At 65.2% G+C, this 14,757-nt stretch carries 15 protein-coding genes; 8 read left to right on the plus strand and 7 right to left on the minus strand.

Annotated elements, in window-relative coordinates; translation table 11 throughout:
* Nucleotides 1-54 precede the first annotated feature (54 nt).
* The 5 genes from AC0J5K_RS03695 to AC0J5K_RS03715 all read left to right on the plus strand — a co-directional run bounded on the left by AC0J5K_RS03695 (nucleotide 55) and on the right by AC0J5K_RS03715 (nucleotide 4,925).
* Nucleotides 55-1,038, plus strand: a complete 984-nt coding sequence (locus AC0J5K_RS03695; RefSeq protein WP_274565607.1) for an ABC transporter permease — start codon at nucleotides 55-57, stop codon at nucleotides 1,036-1,038.
* Nucleotides 1,035-2,180, plus strand: a complete 1,146-nt coding sequence (locus tag AC0J5K_RS03700) for an ABC transporter permease (RefSeq protein WP_274565606.1) — start codon at nucleotides 1,035-1,037, stop codon at nucleotides 2,178-2,180. Before AC0J5K_RS03695 ends, AC0J5K_RS03700 begins: the two co-directional genes overlap by 4 nt.
* The gene (locus tag AC0J5K_RS03705; protein ID WP_420398624.1) at nucleotides 2,170-3,195 is read left to right on the plus strand and encodes an ABC transporter ATP-binding protein; all 1,026 of its coding nucleotides are present in this window, start codon (nucleotides 2,170-2,172) and stop codon (nucleotides 3,193-3,195) included. Before AC0J5K_RS03700 ends, AC0J5K_RS03705 begins: the two co-directional genes overlap by 11 nt.
* Nucleotides 3,188-4,174, plus strand: coding sequence for an ABC transporter ATP-binding protein (locus AC0J5K_RS03710; RefSeq protein WP_083415910.1), 987 nt, complete (start codon nucleotides 3,188-3,190; stop codon nucleotides 4,172-4,174). Before AC0J5K_RS03705 ends, AC0J5K_RS03710 begins: the two co-directional genes overlap by 8 nt.
* Before the next feature lie 79 nt (nucleotides 4,175-4,253).
* The gene (locus tag AC0J5K_RS03715; RefSeq protein WP_074834481.1) at nucleotides 4,254-4,925 is read left to right on the plus strand and encodes a GntR family transcriptional regulator; all 672 of its coding nucleotides are present in this window, start codon (nucleotides 4,254-4,256) and stop codon (nucleotides 4,923-4,925) included.
* Here the strand turns inward: AC0J5K_RS03715 and AC0J5K_RS03720 are convergent.
* The 7 genes from AC0J5K_RS03720 to AC0J5K_RS03750 are packed head-to-tail and all read right to left on the minus strand — an operon-like array spanning nucleotide 4,922 to nucleotide 11,635.
* Nucleotides 4,922-6,070 carry a CaiB/BaiF CoA transferase family protein gene (locus AC0J5K_RS03720; RefSeq protein WP_274565604.1) on the minus strand — a complete coding sequence of 383 codons (1,149 nt, stop codon included), beginning with the start codon at nucleotides 6,068-6,070 and terminating at the stop codon, nucleotides 4,922-4,924. The two genes, AC0J5K_RS03715 and AC0J5K_RS03720, sit on opposite strands and share 4 nt — an antisense overlap.
* Entirely contained in the window at nucleotides 6,067-7,224 is a 1,158-nt protein-coding gene (locus AC0J5K_RS03725; protein ID WP_274565603.1) for a CaiB/BaiF CoA transferase family protein, read from the minus strand. The genes AC0J5K_RS03720 and AC0J5K_RS03725 overlap by 4 nt, the downstream gene beginning before the upstream one ends.
* A gap of 17 nt (nucleotides 7,225-7,241) precedes the next feature.
* A complete protein-coding gene (locus AC0J5K_RS03730; protein WP_274565602.1) occupies nucleotides 7,242-8,045 on the minus strand; it encodes an IclR family transcriptional regulator in 804 nt (267 codons plus the stop codon).
* Nucleotides 8,042-8,806, minus strand: coding sequence for an enoyl-CoA hydratase/isomerase family protein (locus AC0J5K_RS03735; protein ID WP_274565601.1), 765 nt, complete (start codon nucleotides 8,804-8,806; stop codon nucleotides 8,042-8,044). Before AC0J5K_RS03735 ends, AC0J5K_RS03730 begins: the two co-directional genes overlap by 4 nt.
* Complete coding sequence (locus AC0J5K_RS03740; RefSeq protein WP_274565600.1) at nucleotides 8,803-10,095, minus strand: TRAP transporter large permease; 1,293 nt, start codon at nucleotides 10,093-10,095, stop codon at nucleotides 8,803-8,805. Before AC0J5K_RS03740 ends, AC0J5K_RS03735 begins: the two co-directional genes overlap by 4 nt.
* Nucleotides 10,092-10,583, minus strand: a complete 492-nt coding sequence (locus tag AC0J5K_RS03745; RefSeq protein WP_274565599.1) for a TRAP transporter small permease — start codon at nucleotides 10,581-10,583, stop codon at nucleotides 10,092-10,094. The genes AC0J5K_RS03740 and AC0J5K_RS03745 overlap by 4 nt, the downstream gene beginning before the upstream one ends.
* A gap of 56 nt (nucleotides 10,584-10,639) precedes the next feature.
* Nucleotides 10,640-11,635, minus strand: a complete 996-nt coding sequence (locus AC0J5K_RS03750) for a C4-dicarboxylate TRAP transporter substrate-binding protein (RefSeq protein ID WP_274565598.1) — start codon at nucleotides 11,633-11,635, stop codon at nucleotides 10,640-10,642.
* A gap of 162 nt (nucleotides 11,636-11,797) precedes the next feature.
* On the opposite strand from AC0J5K_RS03750, the gene AC0J5K_RS03755 reads away from it, so the two are divergent.
* Genes AC0J5K_RS03755 through AC0J5K_RS03765 form a run of 3 tightly spaced genes read left to right on the plus strand, consistent with a single transcriptional unit; the run spans nucleotide 11,798 to nucleotide 14,687 of the window.
* Entirely contained in the window at nucleotides 11,798-12,910 is a 1,113-nt protein-coding gene (locus AC0J5K_RS03755; protein ID WP_274565597.1) for an extracellular solute-binding protein, read from the plus strand.
* 3 nt (nucleotides 12,911-12,913) lie between these two features.
* Nucleotides 12,914-13,630: an SDR family NAD(P)-dependent oxidoreductase gene (locus AC0J5K_RS03760; RefSeq protein WP_074834492.1), complete on the plus strand. Its 717-nt coding sequence runs from the start codon at nucleotides 12,914-12,916 to the stop codon at nucleotides 13,628-13,630.
* Between the two features lie 10 nt (nucleotides 13,631-13,640).
* Nucleotides 13,641-14,687, plus strand: a complete 1,047-nt coding sequence (locus AC0J5K_RS03765) for a zinc-binding dehydrogenase (RefSeq protein ID WP_274565596.1) — start codon at nucleotides 13,641-13,643, stop codon at nucleotides 14,685-14,687.
* Nucleotides 14,688-14,757 lie beyond the last annotated feature (70 nt).

The following is a 14,757-nucleotide window of genomic DNA, read 5'->3' on the forward strand; positions in this document are numbered from 1 at the left end:
TCCGGTATCCTCCCTTCCGGGCGCCCCACTTGAACTCAAACGCAAGGAGCGGACATGGGTGGCTTCATCCTCCGAAGGGTTCTCTACATGATCCCGACGGTCTTCCTGGTCTCCATCGTGACCTTTATCATCATCCAGCTTCCGCCGGGCGACTACCTCGACAGCCTCGCCGCCGAGATGGGCGAAGCGGGCGTCGACAATACCGCCGTCGTCGAGCAGCTGCGCGCGCAATACGGCCTAGGCCAGCCGATGTATCTGCAATACTGGAAATGGATGACCGGCATCCTGCTGGAAGGCGATTTCGGCATTTCCTTTGAAAAGAACCTGCCGGTGACGGATGTGATCTGGGACCGGCTCGGCTGGACCTTCGGCATCTCGCTGCTGACGCTCGGGTTCATCTGGGCGGTGGCGCTGCCGATCGGCATCTATTCGGCGGTGCGCAAGTATTCGGTGGGCGACTACATCGCCACCTTCTTCGGCTTTGTCGGTCTCGCGATCCCGAATTTCCTGCTGGCGCTGGTGATGATGTATGTCGCCTTCAAGTATTTCGGCCAGTCGGTCGGCGGTCTGGTCAGCCCCGAATACCTCGATCAGCCGTGGACCTGGGCAAAATTCGTCGATCTGCTGAAACACATCTGGATGCCGGTCTTTGTCGTCGGCACTTCCGGCGCCGCCGCGCTGATCCGCATCATGCGCGCCAACCTGCTGGACGAGCTTTATCGGCCTTATGTCGTGACCGCCCGCGCCAAGGGCATGTCGGAATTCCAGCTTCTGATGCGCTACCCGGTGCGCGTCGCGCTCAACCCGTTCATCTCGACCATCGGATGGATCCTGCCCACGCTTGTCTCGGGCGAAATCATCGTCGCCGTGGTGATGAACCTGCCCACCACCGGCCCGCTCTTGCTGCGCGCGCTTCTGGTGCAGGACATGTACCTGGCCGGATCGCTGATCCTGATCGTCAGCCTGCTGACGGTGATCGGCACGCTTCTGTCCGATGTCCTTCTTGCCTGGGTCGACCCGAGGATACGCTACCAATGACAGCCATCGATACCGCAGCCGAAGTTCAGGCGGCCGAATCCGTGAAATCCCCGGCGCTCCTGGGGCCCTGGGCCCTGATGTGGCGCCAGTTCCGCCGCCACAAGGTCGCCTGGGTCAGCCTCTATATCGTGGGTTTCATCTATTTCGTCGCGCTCTTCGGCGAGTTTCTGGCCCCCGCCAATTACCTCGACACCAACACCCGCGCGCCCTTTGCGCCGCCGCAGGGCATCCATTTCTTCACCGAGGGCGAGGACGGCGGCCGCGACTTTCAACTGCATGCCCGCGGGCTGAAGATGGAGATCGACCGCGAGGCGATGCGCCGGCATTTCGTCGAAGACCCGTCCAAGGTGATCCCGCTGGGGTTCTTTGTCGAAGGGTACGAGTACAAGCTGCTCTGGTTGATCCCGACGAACCGGCATTTCTTTGGCCCGACGGACCCCGGGCAAAGGGTCTATTTCTTCGGCGCCGACCGGCTGGGTCGCGATATCCTGAGCCGGATATTCATGGGCACGCGGATTTCTATGTCGATCGGTCTGGTCGGCGTGGCGGTCTCGCTGGTCGTCGGCGTCAGCCTGGGCGGCATCTCGGGCTACTACGGTGGCTGGATCGACAATGCCATCCAACGGCTGATCGAGTTCCTGCGTTCGATCCCGACGATCCCGCTCTGGATGGGGCTGGCGGCGGCCATCCCGCTCGACTGGCCGCCCTTGCGCACCTATTTCGTGGTGACGCTGATCGTGTCGATGATCGGCTGGACAACGCTGGCGCGCGAGGTGCGCGGCAAGTTCCTGTCGCTCAGACACGAGGACTTCGTCATCGCGGCGCGGCTTGACGGCCTGTCGGACTGGGAGGTGATCCGCAAGCATCTGGTGCCCAGTTTCGCCAGCCATATCATCGCCTCGCTCACCCTTGCGGTGCCGTTGATGATCCTGGCGGAAACCTCGCTGTCGTTCCTCGGCATCGGGCTGCAACCGCCCATCGTGTCCTGGGGCACCCTGCTGAAAGAGGCACAGAACATCCGCACCATCATCGAGGCGCCCTGGCTTCTGATCGCGCCCGGATCGGTGATCGTGGTCACCGTGCTTGCCCTCAACTTTCTAGGAGACGGCCTTCGCGATGCCGCAGATCCCTATGCACACTGACACCTCCGCAAAACCCCTGGTCGAGATCAAGGGCCTGAAAACCCACTTCTTCACCGATGACGGGCTGGTCAAGGCGGTCGAGGGCGTCGATCTCGACATTCTGCCCAACCGCACCCTCTGCCTTCTGGGCGAGAGCGGTTGCGGCAAGTCGATCATGGCGCGATCGATCCTGCGCATCGTCGACGCGCCGGGCCGGATCACCGGCGGCAGCATCCTTTATCATTCCGCCGATGGCCGAACGGTCGATCTGGCGCGCGCCCGGGCGGGATCAAAGGAGCTGCGCTCGATCCGGGGCAGCGACATCGCGATGATCTTTCAGGAGCCGATGTCCTCGCTTGGCCCGATCCAGAAGATCGGCAAGCAGATCACCGAGACCATCCGCCTGCACCGCGACGTTTCAAAGGCCGAGGCCCGCGAAGAGGCGATCGACATGCTGGCCCGCGTCGGCATCCCGCGTCCGGCCGAGCGGTTCGAGGCCTATCCCTTCGAGCTCTCCGGCGGCATGCGGCAAAGGGCGATGATCGCCATGGCGCTGAGCTGCCAGCCGCGCCTGTTGATCGCGGATGAGCCGACCACGGCGCTCGACGTGACGACGCAGGCGCAGATCCTCGACCTGATCGCCGAGCTGAAAGAGGAATTCCAGATGGCGGTGATGCTGATCACCCATGATCTGGGCGTGGTGGCCGAAGTGGCCGATGACGTGGCGGTGATGTACATGGGCAAGATCGTCGAGAAATCGGATGTCTACGGGCTGTTCGAGACGCCGCAGCATCCCTATACGCGGGCGCTGCTCGATTCCGTGCCGCGTATCGGGGTGACGGCACGGGCCCGCCTGCCGGCCATTCGCGGCATGGTTCCGCATCCGCTGGCGCGGCCCTCGGGCTGCACCTTCCGCACCCGCTGCGATCATTTCATGCAGGGTCTCTGCGACCTGCGCGAACCGCTGCTGAAACCGCATGGGCCGGGGCAGGTGGCCTGTTTCCTGCACGAAGAGGAGGCGCATGCCAATGTCTGAGGCCATTCTCGAGGTCAAGGACCTTACGATGTCATTCGGCGGCAGCAAGGGCGGCTGGTTCTCGGACCCGGTGCAGGGCTTTGTCGCGGTGGATTCCGTCTCCTTCGAGGTGCGGCGCGGCGAGACCTTCGGCATCGTCGGCGAGTCGGGCAGCGGCAAGACGACGCTCGGCCGCTGCATCCTGCGGGTTCTGGACCCGAGCTCCGGCAGCATCCGCTTCCTGCCGAAAGAGGGTGGCGAGGTCGAGCTGGCCAATGCGCCGCTGGAGCAGATGCGGCAGGTCTGGCGCAAGGTGCGGATGATCTTTCAGGATCCGCAGGCCTCGCTCAACCCGCGCCTGCGGGTGATCGACGTGGTGGGCCAGGCGCTGCAAAAAACCGAAGGGCTGAAAGGCAAGGCGCTGAACGCGCGCGTGGCCGAGCTTCTGGAGAACGTCGGGCTGCGCAAGGAATTCATGCACCGCTATCCCAACGCGTTTTCCGGCGGCCAGCGCCAGCGACTGGGCATTGCCCGGGCGCTGTCGACGCACCCCGAGCTGGTGGTCGCCGACGAGGCGGTTTCGGCGCTGGACGTGTCGATCCAGGCGCAGACGCTGAACTTGTTGCAGGATTTGCAGGAGGAATTCGCGCTGACCTTTCTGTTCATCGCCCATGACCTGGCCGTGGTGGAACATATCTGCGACCGGGTGGCGGTGATGTATCGCGGCCAGTTCGTCGAGGTGGCCGACACAAGAACCCTGTTCGAAAACCCCCAGCACCCCTATACCCGCGCGCTGCTTCAAGCGGTGCCGGTGGCCGATCCGCGCCAGCGCGGCCGTCGCTCCGGCAAACCCGAGCCGGTCGATGTCGGCGTGCCGCCAAAGGGCTGCCGCTTCAGCCCGCGCTGCCCGCACGCCACCGATCTCTGCCGCGAGACTCGGCCGCCGGCAAAGTCCAGCGCCGGCGCCGATGTGCTGTGCCACTATGCGGGAGAGATCTGACAGCAAGGGCCCCGCCCCACTGGAACAGGGCGGGGCAGACCGTTATGATGGCGCTTGATCCAAAGAGTATGACATTATCATGAAAACCGGCGACGATACCGCGGAACTCCCGCTCTACGATGCGATCCTCGATGACATCTATGATGGCCGTCTGGCCGGTGGCCAGCGGCTGAAGGTCTCCGAGATCGCCGAGCGCTATGGCACCAGCACCAGCCCGGTGCGCGAGGTTCTGCGCCGGATGCAGGGTGAAGGGTTTGTCGAGATCCATCCCAACCGCGGCGCCACGATCCGGCCCACCGATGCCGGATCGATCCAGAACATCTTCGAGGTCCTGCAAATGCTCGAGCCGTATTTCGTCAATTGGTTCGCCGATTACGCGCCGCCCGATCTGCTGGACGAGCTGGAGGGCATCCAGGCCAGGATCCACGAGCTGCCGCATTCCGAGCAGCGGACCTTTCGCAAGCTCGACTTTCAGTTCCACGAGATTTTCTGCCGGGGGCATTACAACCAGACAGCGGCCGAGATCTGGCGCAACCTGCGCACCACGCTCAACGTCCAGGCGGCCCGGCTGCGGATTTCACCGGCGCGGTTCGAGGCGATCAAGAAGGAACATGACGAATTGATCGTCGCCCTGCGCGCCAATGATCCGGCCCGCGCGGATACCGTGATCCGCAAGCACGTCGACGGCTCCTTCGTGCAGATGTCACAGCAGATCCGGGCGCTCGGGATGAAGAACGTTGCGGCGCATTAGCCTGTCGCGGCCGCAGCGCTGAACCCGAACTCCGCGGCCAGTTTTTGCCCGTGTTCGTTCAGTGCCGGGCCGCGCCGGGCAGGCTCCGGACGCTGACCGTCGAGCCGGAACGGCGCCGCAACGCGGGCCAGTTCCGCTCCGGGCCGCAGCATTCCGGTCACCGCCGGGCCGCCCTCGGCGATCATGTCCTCCCAGGTGCGGACCCGGGCGCACCAGATGCCCTTGGCCGCAAGCTCCGCTTCCCAGTCCGCCGCCCGGCCGGTGGCGAAAACCGCCTGCACCGCGGCGCGGATCGCCTCGCGGTCGGCGAAGCCGTCCATCCCGTCCAGCTCTGCCGTCAGCGCCGGCCGGCCCAGCGCCTCGGTCAGCACCGGCAGCGGGGTCATGGCCAGCGCCAGCCAGCCCTCCGCGGTGTCGTAGACCCCGTAAGGCGCGGCGAGATAGCCATGCGCCGACCCCTGGCGCATCCGGCGCGGCGGGGTCTGGCCGTTGCTCATCCAGGTGGTCAGGAATTCGAATTGCAGGTCGATCAGCGCTTCCAGCAGGCTGGTCTGCACATGGGCGCCCACGCCGCTGCGGGCCTGCCGGAAAAGCGCGGCGAGCAGCCCCTGCGCCAGACAGGCACCGGCGGCGATATCGGCAACCGGCAGCCCCACCGGCACCGGACCCTGGCCCCGGTCGCCGCTCAGCCACATCAGCCCGCTGCGCGCCTGCGCCAGCAGATCCTGCCCCGGCAGCCCGGCCCAATCGCAGGTCTCGCCGTAGCCGGAAATCGAGCCGTAGACGAGCCCCGGCCGCAGGGCCTGCGCCGCCTCATAGCCGAGGCCCAGCCGGTCGATCACGCCGGGGCGAAAGTTCTGGATCACCACATCGGCCCCGGCGACAAGCCTTTGCGCCGCCTGCTGTCCGTCGATGCTCTTGAGGTCGAGGGTCAGGCTTTCCTTGCCACGGTTGATGGCGTGAAACAGCGTGCTGTCGCCTTCGACGCGGGTCGCGGACACATAGTGATGACGACAGAGATCGCCACGGTCGGGGTTTTCCACCTTGATCACCCGCGCGCCCAGATCGAGCAGCCGCAGCGCGGCATAGGGACCGGCCAGGAACTGGCTGAAATCCACCACTGTCACGCCATCGAGCGGCCTCATGCCCGGGCTGCGGCAACAAGGCTGCCGAACACCGCGTCGGTGTCGGCGCCCAGCGCCGGCGCGGCCACGGGGTTGCGCAGCATCCGGCCGTCGATGCGGATCGGGCAGCGGGTGGTCTTGGCGTCGGCACCGCCTTCGGTTCTGATCACCTGCACCGGATCGAGCGCCGCGAAACCCGGGGTCGCGGCAAAGGCGGGCCAGTCGAGAACCGGCGCACACCACAGCCCGGCCGGTTCGAGAATGTCGAGCCAATGCTTCGTCGGTTGCGTCGCGAGAACGCCGGCCACCACCGACTTGATCTCGTTGAGCCGAGCAAAGGCCTGCGCCTGTCCGAAGGCCGCGATCTCGGGGCAGGCGAGCAGCTCCGCCAATCTGGCCAGAGGTGCCATGGCCAGCGCCATGTGGCCATCGGCGGTCCGGTACACACCGTAAGGCGCGGGCTGATAGGGGTTGGCGTTGCCCTGCGCGTGGCGGCGCGGCTGGCCGCTGTCGTCATTGAGGAAACAGGTGAACTGCTCGAAGGTCATGTCGATCGCCGCCGACATCAGATCGACTTCGACCAGCCCGCCTCTGCCGCTGACCCCGCGCCGCACCAGACAGGCAAGGATGCCCTGCACCAACTGCCCCGCCGTCGCCACGTCGAGCATGGCAAAGCCGGTCGGCACCGGCCCGTCACCGTCATTGCCGTTTAGCCAGGCAATCCCGGACAGCGCCTGCACCAGCAGGTCCTGTCCCGGCTTGTCCTTCCACGGACCCTCGGCGCCATAGCCCGAGACCGCGCCATAGACCAGTCGCGGGTTGAGAGCCTTGACCGCGTCATAGCCCAGCCCGATCAGCTCCATCACGCCGGGACGGAAGTTGTGGATCATCACGTCGGCGGTTTCGATCAGCCTGCGCACGTCGGCCAGATCCTCGGGCCTCTTGAGGTCGGCGGTGACGCTTTTCTTGCCGCGGTTGAAGGTGTGAAACACCAGGCTGTCGCCGTCCAGCCGTTGATCGTTGACCACCATCGACCGACACAGATCGCCGCCCTGGGGCCGTTCGATCTTGATCACCTCCGCCCCCAGGTCGGCCAGCCGCAGCGCCGCCACCGGGCCGGCAAGGAATTGCGCGAAATCCAGCACGCGCAGGCCGGAGAGCGGAAGATCGGTCATGGGTCAGGTCCTTTGTGTCATGAGGTAAGTGCGGCGCCGAATGGGCTGGCGTCGGGCAGAAAGCCCAGCGAACGCGACAGTTCGAGCGCGGTGAGGCGAATTGTGGCGAGGGCGTCTTCGGCGCTGGGCGCGTCGCCCATCTGGCCGATGAACCCCGAGGTAATGGCGGCGGTGACGCCGCGCGTGTCAAAGACCGGCACGCAGAGGTTGCGCACGCCGGTGATCATCGTGCTGGGCGTATCCTCGAAGCCGTTCTGGCGGATGCGGGCGAGGCGCCGGGCCAGCGCCGCGCGCTGGTCTTCGGGCTGGCGGGCGATGTGGCGGTCCTGCACGTCCTCGGGCGAGAAGGCGAGGATCACATGGCCGGAGCTGGTCTGGCTGACCGGAAACAGCGCGCCGGTGCGCACCGCATAGCCGGCGGGCAGGGGGCTTTGCACCGAGGTGAGCACAAGGACGTTGTCGCGGTTTAGGACACCGAGATGACAGGATTGGCTGGTGCGCGCGGCAATCCGTTCCAGCAGCGGCAGGGCGGCATGGATCAGCCGTTCGGTAGGGTCGTGCCGGTGCGACAGCTCGAACAGTTTCAGCGTCAGCGCATAACGGCTGGTGCGCGGATCCTGATGCAGGTAGCCGCGTTCGGTGAGATAGACCACGACGCGATAGATTTCGCCCATGGTTCGGCCCAGCGCATCGACGATCTCGTTCATCGTCAGGCCGCCCGACCGGTCGGTCAGCAGTTCCAGCACGTCGAGCGCCTTTTCGACCGCCGGAACCGAGGATTTGGCTTTCTTGGTCGCGTCATTTGCCGCAGGTTTGTTCATCTGGTGTCCCCTGATTGCCTGGCGCGCATCTTGGCCTGTTGCGCCTTGGCGAAACAGAGGGACATCAGTTCATTTTCGTTGCGCAGCCCCTGTTCCAGACTCAGATCCATCGCCCCGCGCACCGCCGCCTTGACGCCTTGGGTGGCGTGCGGCGCGTGTCCCGCGATCTGGCCGGCGATGGCGCGCGCGCGCTCCAGCTCTTCGCCCGGTGCGACGAGGTATTCGACCATGCCGATCCGCGCCGCTTCTTCGGCGTCGAAGCGATCCCCGGTCAGCAGCAGCCGCATCGCCTGGCCCTGGCCGCACATCCGCGTCAGATGCTGCGCGGCGCCGCCGGCGCCATTCCAGCCGAGCCGCACCTCGGGCGCGGCAAAGACCGCTGAGCGGGCCACCACGCGCAGGTCGCAGGCCAGCGCGATTTCCAGCCCGCCGCCCAGGGCCCAGCCCTTGACCGCCGCGATGGCGGGTTTGCGCAGCGACAGGATCGGCGGGATGTAATCGAGGCGGTTGCGCCAGGCCCAGAAATCCTCATAACCCTCCAGCGCCTTGATGTCGGAACCGGCGCAGAAGGCGCGGTCGCCCGCGCCGCGAAAGATCACCACATGAACGGCGGCGGTCTCGTTCGCCTCGGCGCAGCATTGGCCGATCTGGCGATACATCTGCGGCGTCAGCGCGTTGTGCTTGGCGGGGCGGTTCAACGTGATCTCGGCGACATGTCCGTCGCAAGCGAAATCCACGCTGCTGTCGGTGTCCTGAGTCATTGCGGGCCTCCGTCGAATTGCAGGTTGGGCAGCCAGAGCGAGAGCTGCGGAAGATAGGTGAGCACGAAGAGCATCCCGAAAAGCACCAGGTAGAAGGGGGCGCAGGCGCGGATGAAATCGGCGATCCGCACTCCGGTGATCGAGCAGGTGGTGAACATCAGCGTGCCGAGCGGCGGGGTGACACCGGCGACGGTCAGGTTGAACACCATGACGACACCGAAATGCACTGGATCGATGCCGACCTTGGTGATCACCGGCACCAGTATCGGCGTCAGCAGGATCAGCGCGGCCGAGCCTTCGATGAACATGCCCGCAAGCACCAGCAGCAAGTTGATCAGCAGGAGCAGCAGCAGCGGGTTCTGGGTCAGGGCCAGCATCGCTTCGGCGACCTGCGCCGGGATCCGCTCCCATGTCATGTAGAAGCCAAAGGCGTTGGCGGCGCAGATGATCAGCAGGATCACCGCCGTCGCCTGCATCGTCTGCTCCAGGATCGGGCGAATGTGGGAAAGCTTCAGGTCGCCATGCACCAGCCCGACGACGACCGCGAAAAGCACCGCCATCGCGCCGGCCTCGGTCGGCGTGAAATAGCCCAGCCGGATGCCCAGCACGATGCCCACCGGCACCAGCAGCGCCAGGAAGGCGCCGCGAAAGGCGCGGCCGCGGCCGACCCAGGGCAGGGGCGCCTCATACGCCGGTTGCAGGTCGAGCTGGCGGGCGCGCAGGGCCACCGCGCCCATCATCGCGGCGCAGATCAGTACCCCCGGCACGATCCCGGCGAGAAACAGCCGCCCGATCGACACATCGCCCATGAAGCCGTAGAGGATCAGCCCGATCCCCGGCGGAATGATCACCGAGATGATCGAGGAGGACGCGGTGACGGCGGTTGAAAATGCCGGATCATAGCCGCGCTTCGTCATCTCGGGCACCAGAACCTTGGACTGCATCGCCGCATCGGCATTGGCCGAGCCCGAGACACCGCCCAACAGCGTCGAGAGCAGCACGTTGACCTGCGCCAGCCCGCCTTTCCAATGGCCGGTCATCGCCTCGGCGAAGCTCATCATGCGGCTGGTGATGCCGGCGTAGTTCATCACGACGCCGGTCATGACAAACAGCGGCACCGCCAGCAGTGGAAAAGAATGGGTGACGGCGACAATGCGCTGGATGAAGATCTCGGGCGGCATGGCGCCGGAAATCAGGAAGAAGGAGAGCCCCGCCATGCCGATGGCGAAGGCGACGGGAATGCCGATGGCGATGCCGAGCAGCAGGATCAGGACGGGCGCGAGGCTCATACCACATCCTCCAGCGCGTCGACCGGCGGCGGGTCCATCAGGCCCAACAGCCGCAGGGCCGAGGTCAGCGACATGCCGACAAAGGCGAGCAGCGTGGCGAGGTAGACCCAGGAGAACGGAATATCGAGCACCGGCGAGGGCCGCGTCGCGCCCTTCTGCATCATGACAAAGCTCAGCCAGGCGGCATAGGCGAGAAAGGCCAGCACCAGCCTGTCGGCCAGCTTGCGCAGCGCGCGCCGGGCCGCAGCGGGCAGGAGATCGATCAGCAGGGTCACCCGGATGTGCCGCCCTTCCTGATGGGCGGTCATCGCGCCGATAAAGACCACCCAGGTAAAAAGGATGCCGGAGAGCTCGGTTGTCCAGACCGCCGGGCGTTCGGTGACGTAGCGCGTCAAGACACCCCAGAGCACCGAGCCGGTCAGCACCGCCAGCGCCGTGAAGGACACCAGATTCTCGGCCCGCCGGACCCATTTGGCAAGGTTCTGCATGATCTCTCCTCCCTTGGTTGGCCCGGGCCGCATCTGGCCCGGACCGGGGGCCTTCCTCAGTTGTCGAGGATTGCGCGCACGCGGTCGTACAGGCCTTCGGACCAGTCCGGGAATTTGGTATAGACTTCGGCCGTGGCGTCCTGGAAGGCCGCGATGTCGACGTCGCGGTTGAATGTGACGCCTTCGGCCTCGAGCTTGGAAATCCACTCTTCTTCCGAGTTCAGCATAACGTCGGTCATGAAGACACCGGCCTTGTTGGCCTCTTCGTCCAGCACGGTTTGGATGTCCTCGGGCAACGAAGCGAAGAGATCGGCGTTCATCATCAGCCCGGTGAAGCCCTTGAAATGGCCGGTGAGCGAGATGGTTTCCTTGGTCTCGTGCAGCTTGGCGCCGTGGATCGAGGGCAGGGGCGCCTCGGCGCCATCGACCACGCCGGCGGACAGCGCCGAATAGACCTCACCCCAGGCGACCTGCGTCGGGCGCGCACCCATGGCGTTGAAGGTTTCCACCCACATGATGTTGGGCGGGGTGCGGAAGGTCATGCCTTCGGTGTCCGCGGGGCTGGAGATCGCCTTGTCGGCCAGCATGTGGCGCGCGCCGAACAGCCAGTTGAGAGACAGCAGTTCGATGCCGGATTCGCTGCGCAGCCGGTCCTTCATCTCGGTATACAGGTCGCTTTCCACGATTTTGGTGAAATCGCGGGGATCATCCATCAGGTAGGGCCCGCCCAGAACGCCGAAATCGGGCACGAAATCGCTGAGATAGCCGGGGTCGGAGATCGAGATGATCGGCGCGCCTGCGCGGATCTGCTCAAAGACTTCCGGGTTCGATCCGAGCTGCGCGTTGGCAAAGATCTGGATCGCCACCGCGCCGTCGGTGCGGGTCTCCACGTTCTTTGCGAACTCTTCCATCGCCTGCTGGATCGGCTCCTTGTCCGAGGTCACATGGGCAAGCCGAAAGGTGTATTCCGCCGCTCCGGCCGCCAAGGGGGCCAGGGCGAGGCCGGCAATGCCGATCAGGCGGGAAGCGCGGCCAATAAGTTGAAAAGTCATGAATTTTCCTCCTCCGATTCGGTGGTCGGCGGCAGTGTCTGCGCCGTTTCCGAGTCTGGGATAACACAGGAATTTCAAATTTAGAAGTAATTTTGATACTTGAAAATAGAATCCGGATTCGGCAAGCAAGAAGGCAAGCCGCAGAATCGGGAGGGCAAGCGCATGAAATTGAGGGGCATGACCTGGGATCATCCGCGGGGCTTCGACCCGGTTGTCGCCGCGTCAGAAGTGTTTCGCGCCGAGACCGGCGTCGAGATCGTCTGGGACAAGCGGTCGCTTCAGGCCTTTGCCGATGCGCCGATTGCCGAGATGGCGGAGCGCTACGATTTCATCGTGCTCGACCATCCGCACGTCGGCCAGATTGCCGAAACCGGCGCGCTGCTGTCGCTGCCGATGCCTCAAGATGCCTCGGCCTCGCTGGGTGGGTCGGCAGAGAGCTATTTCTGGAACGGCAAATGCTGGGCCTATGCGGTGGATGCGGCCTGCCAGATGGCGGCCTATCGCCCCGATCTGGGCCCCGATCTGCCGCGCCACTGGGAGGATTTCCTGGGCGGGGAGGCCGCGCGCTTCCGTCCGCTGACGCCGCTGCTGCCGGTCGATGCCTTCGACATGCTGATGACGCTTGTCGCCGGGCGCGGGGGTGCGGTGATGCCGGTGGGCCCGGCGCATTTCGTCTCTGACGACAATGGACTCTATGCGCTCGGGGTTCTGCGCGCGCTCTACAATCTCGGGCCGGATGAGCAGGTCGACATGAACCCGATCGGCGCGCTGGAGGTGCTCTCGACCACCGATGATTTCGCCCTGTCGCCCTGCCTGTTCGGATACGTCAACTACGCCCGCCCCGGATTTCGCCCGCATCCCGTGGGCTATTTCGATCTGCCGCTCTGCGCCGGGCATTCCCGCGCGCGCAGCATCCTCGGGGGCGCCGGGATCGGCGTGTCCGCCAAGTCGCGGCACCCCGAGGCCGCCATCGGTTTCGCGCAATGGATCACCTCGCCCGAGGTGCAATCCGGCGTCTACCTGGACAACAACGGCCAGCCCGCCAACCGCCACACCTGGCTGGCGCAGGCGGAGAACCCGGCAGTTGCCGGTTTCTTCAAGGGCGGCTTTCACACCATCGACAACGCCTGGACCCGGCCGCGCGACATCTGGTTTCTGGATTTTGTCGACGAGGTTTGTGCGATCATGCCGGATTTCTTTCGCAGGGCGATCCCAGAGGAGCAGTTCCTCGCGCGGATCAACCAACTCTATCACCATCATCTTTGCGAGGCCTGAGCCATGCCGATTGCCGTCATCACCGGGGGAAACAAGGGGCTGGGCCTCAGCCAGTCGCGGCGTTTCCTGCAAGCCGGGTTCGAGGTGCATGTGGTGGCCCGGAGCCGGGCCGATTTCGACACGCTGGGGCAGGGGGCGCATTTCCACGAATGCGACATTGCCGCCGATCGGGCGGCCGATTGGCTGGCTGCGATCCATGCCGGCGCCGGCCCGATCGCGGCGCTGGTTAACAACGCCGGCGTGCATTTCAAGAAGCCGATCTGGGAGGTGCCGCCGGAGGCGCTCGACCAGGTGCTCGACATCAACGTGCGCGCCATGTTCGCGGCCTGCGGGCGCTATGTCAGCCTGCATCAGGACAGCGGCGGCGCCATCGTCAACGTCTCGTCGATGGGCGGGATCATGGCGCTGCCCTCGGCCGCGGCCTATGTGACCGCCAAGACCGCCGTTGTCGGGCTGACCCGTTCCGTCGCGGTGGATGCGGCGCAGTTTGGCATCCGCTGCAATGCCGTCAGCCCGGGTTTCATCGATACCGACATGACCCGCGCCGTGCTGGCGAAAGACCCGGCGCGCCGCGACAGGATCGAAAGCCGCATCCCGACCCACAGCTTTGGCCAGCCCGAGGATGTGGCCAATGCCATCTTTTATCTCGCCTCAGACCAGGCGGCCTATGTCAACGGCGTCAACCTGCCGGTCGACGGCGGCTATGCCATCGGATTTTGAAGGAACCGTCATGAGCTTTGTCCAGACCCGCCTGACCGCCGCCGAAAGTGTTGCCACCGGCCCCCAATCGCCGCCCGAAGAGATCGCAAACGGCCATGTCCGCCTGCGCCTTGCGGTTGCCAGCCTCTGTGGCACCGATCTGCATTACTACGCGCATTTCGCCAATGCCGGGTTCGAGCTGCACAATCCGGTGACTCTGGGCCACGAAGCCTGTGCCTGGGTGGAGGATCCGAACGGATCGAGGCTGCGCAGGGGCCAGCTCGTTGCGCTCAACCCGATCATGAATTGCCAGAGCTGCGATCCCTGCAAGCGGGGCGAGGAAAACCTCTGCACCGCCAAGAAATTCCCCGGTTCGGCCACCACCGTTCCGCATCTGGACGGCTTTTTCCGCGATGTGATCGACCACCCGGCGCGCTGCTGCCGCCCGGTGGCCGAAGATGTGAACCCGCGCCACCTGACCTTTGCCGAGCCGATGGCCTGTGCGCTGCACGCGCTGAACAAGGGCGGCGTGGGCGCGGGGGACAAGGTGCTGGTGACGGGTTGCGGGCCGATGGGGCTCCTGGCGATTGCCGGCGCGGCGGCACAGGGCGCGCAAGTCACGGCGCTCGATCTGCGGCCCGGTGCGGTCGAGGTCGCGCGCAAGGCCGGCGCCGGCGAGGGGCTTCTGGCCGACCGGATCGCGGACGCCGACATCGAGAAGCGCTTTGACGTGGTGGTCGAGGCCTCGGGCGCGATCCCGGCCTTCAACACCGCGCTCAAGGCGGTGCGCCAGAAGGGCCGGGTATCGATCCTGTCGAATATCCAGCTGCGTGAGGCCCGGGTGATGCTGCATCTGGTGATGCTCAAGGAAATCGAGCTTTTCGGCTCCTTTCAGTTCAACCGCGAATTCGAGGAAGCGGTGCAGCTGATCGAATCCGGCGCGGTGAATTTCGAGGCACTGACGGCGGCGGAATACCCGCTGGATCAGACCGGGGCCGCGCTGGCGCATATGGCGGCCGGCAAGGCCTTCGGCAAGATATTGTTGCTGGGAGAGGGCCTGACAGGCAAATCTATTTAGTCTTACAAAAAATATCGAAAACGACGGCTATTGACGGAATGTCGGGCGTTTGGCACAAGTTTCTCATATT

The organism is Marinovum sp. E3 (genome assembly GCF_055755275.1).

What these genes read in the sequence shown, in the direction of transcription:
- AC0J5K_RS03695 (WP_274565607.1), top strand. Translation starts at nt 55, where the DNA reads ATGGGTGGCTTCATCCTCCGAAGGGTTCTCTACATGATCCCGACGGTC.
- AC0J5K_RS03700 (WP_274565606.1), top strand. Translation starts at nt 1,035, where the DNA reads ATGACAGCCATCGATACCGCAGCCGAAGTTCAGGCGGCCGAATCCGTG.
- AC0J5K_RS03705 (WP_420398624.1), top strand. Translation starts at nt 2,170, where the DNA reads ATGCACACTGACACCTCCGCAAAACCCCTGGTCGAGATCAAGGGCCTG.
- AC0J5K_RS03710 (WP_083415910.1), top strand. Translation starts at nt 3,188, where the DNA reads ATGTCTGAGGCCATTCTCGAGGTCAAGGACCTTACGATGTCATTCGGC.
- AC0J5K_RS03715 (WP_074834481.1), top strand. Translation starts at nt 4,254, where the DNA reads ATGAAAACCGGCGACGATACCGCGGAACTCCCGCTCTACGATGCGATC.
- AC0J5K_RS03720 (WP_274565604.1), bottom strand. Translation starts at nt 6,070, where the DNA reads ATGAGGCCGCTCGATGGCGTGACAGTGGTGGATTTCAGCCAGTTCCTG.
- AC0J5K_RS03725 (WP_274565603.1), bottom strand. Translation starts at nt 7,224, where the DNA reads ATGACCGATCTTCCGCTCTCCGGCCTGCGCGTGCTGGATTTCGCGCAA.
- AC0J5K_RS03730 (WP_274565602.1), bottom strand. Translation starts at nt 8,045, where the DNA reads ATGAACAAACCTGCGGCAAATGACGCGACCAAGAAAGCCAAATCCTCG.
- AC0J5K_RS03735 (WP_274565601.1), bottom strand. Translation starts at nt 8,806, where the DNA reads ATGACTCAGGACACCGACAGCAGCGTGGATTTCGCTTGCGACGGACAT.
- AC0J5K_RS03740 (WP_274565600.1), bottom strand. Translation starts at nt 10,095, where the DNA reads ATGAGCCTCGCGCCCGTCCTGATCCTGCTGCTCGGCATCGCCATCGGC.
- AC0J5K_RS03745 (WP_274565599.1), bottom strand. Translation starts at nt 10,583, where the DNA reads ATGCAGAACCTTGCCAAATGGGTCCGGCGGGCCGAGAATCTGGTGTCC.
- AC0J5K_RS03750 (WP_274565598.1), bottom strand. Translation starts at nt 11,635, where the DNA reads ATGACTTTTCAACTTATTGGCCGCGCTTCCCGCCTGATCGGCATTGCC.
- AC0J5K_RS03755 (WP_274565597.1), top strand. Translation starts at nt 11,798, where the DNA reads ATGAAATTGAGGGGCATGACCTGGGATCATCCGCGGGGCTTCGACCCG.
- AC0J5K_RS03760 (WP_074834492.1), top strand. Translation starts at nt 12,914, where the DNA reads ATGCCGATTGCCGTCATCACCGGGGGAAACAAGGGGCTGGGCCTCAGC.
- AC0J5K_RS03765 (WP_274565596.1), top strand. Translation starts at nt 13,641, where the DNA reads ATGAGCTTTGTCCAGACCCGCCTGACCGCCGCCGAAAGTGTTGCCACC.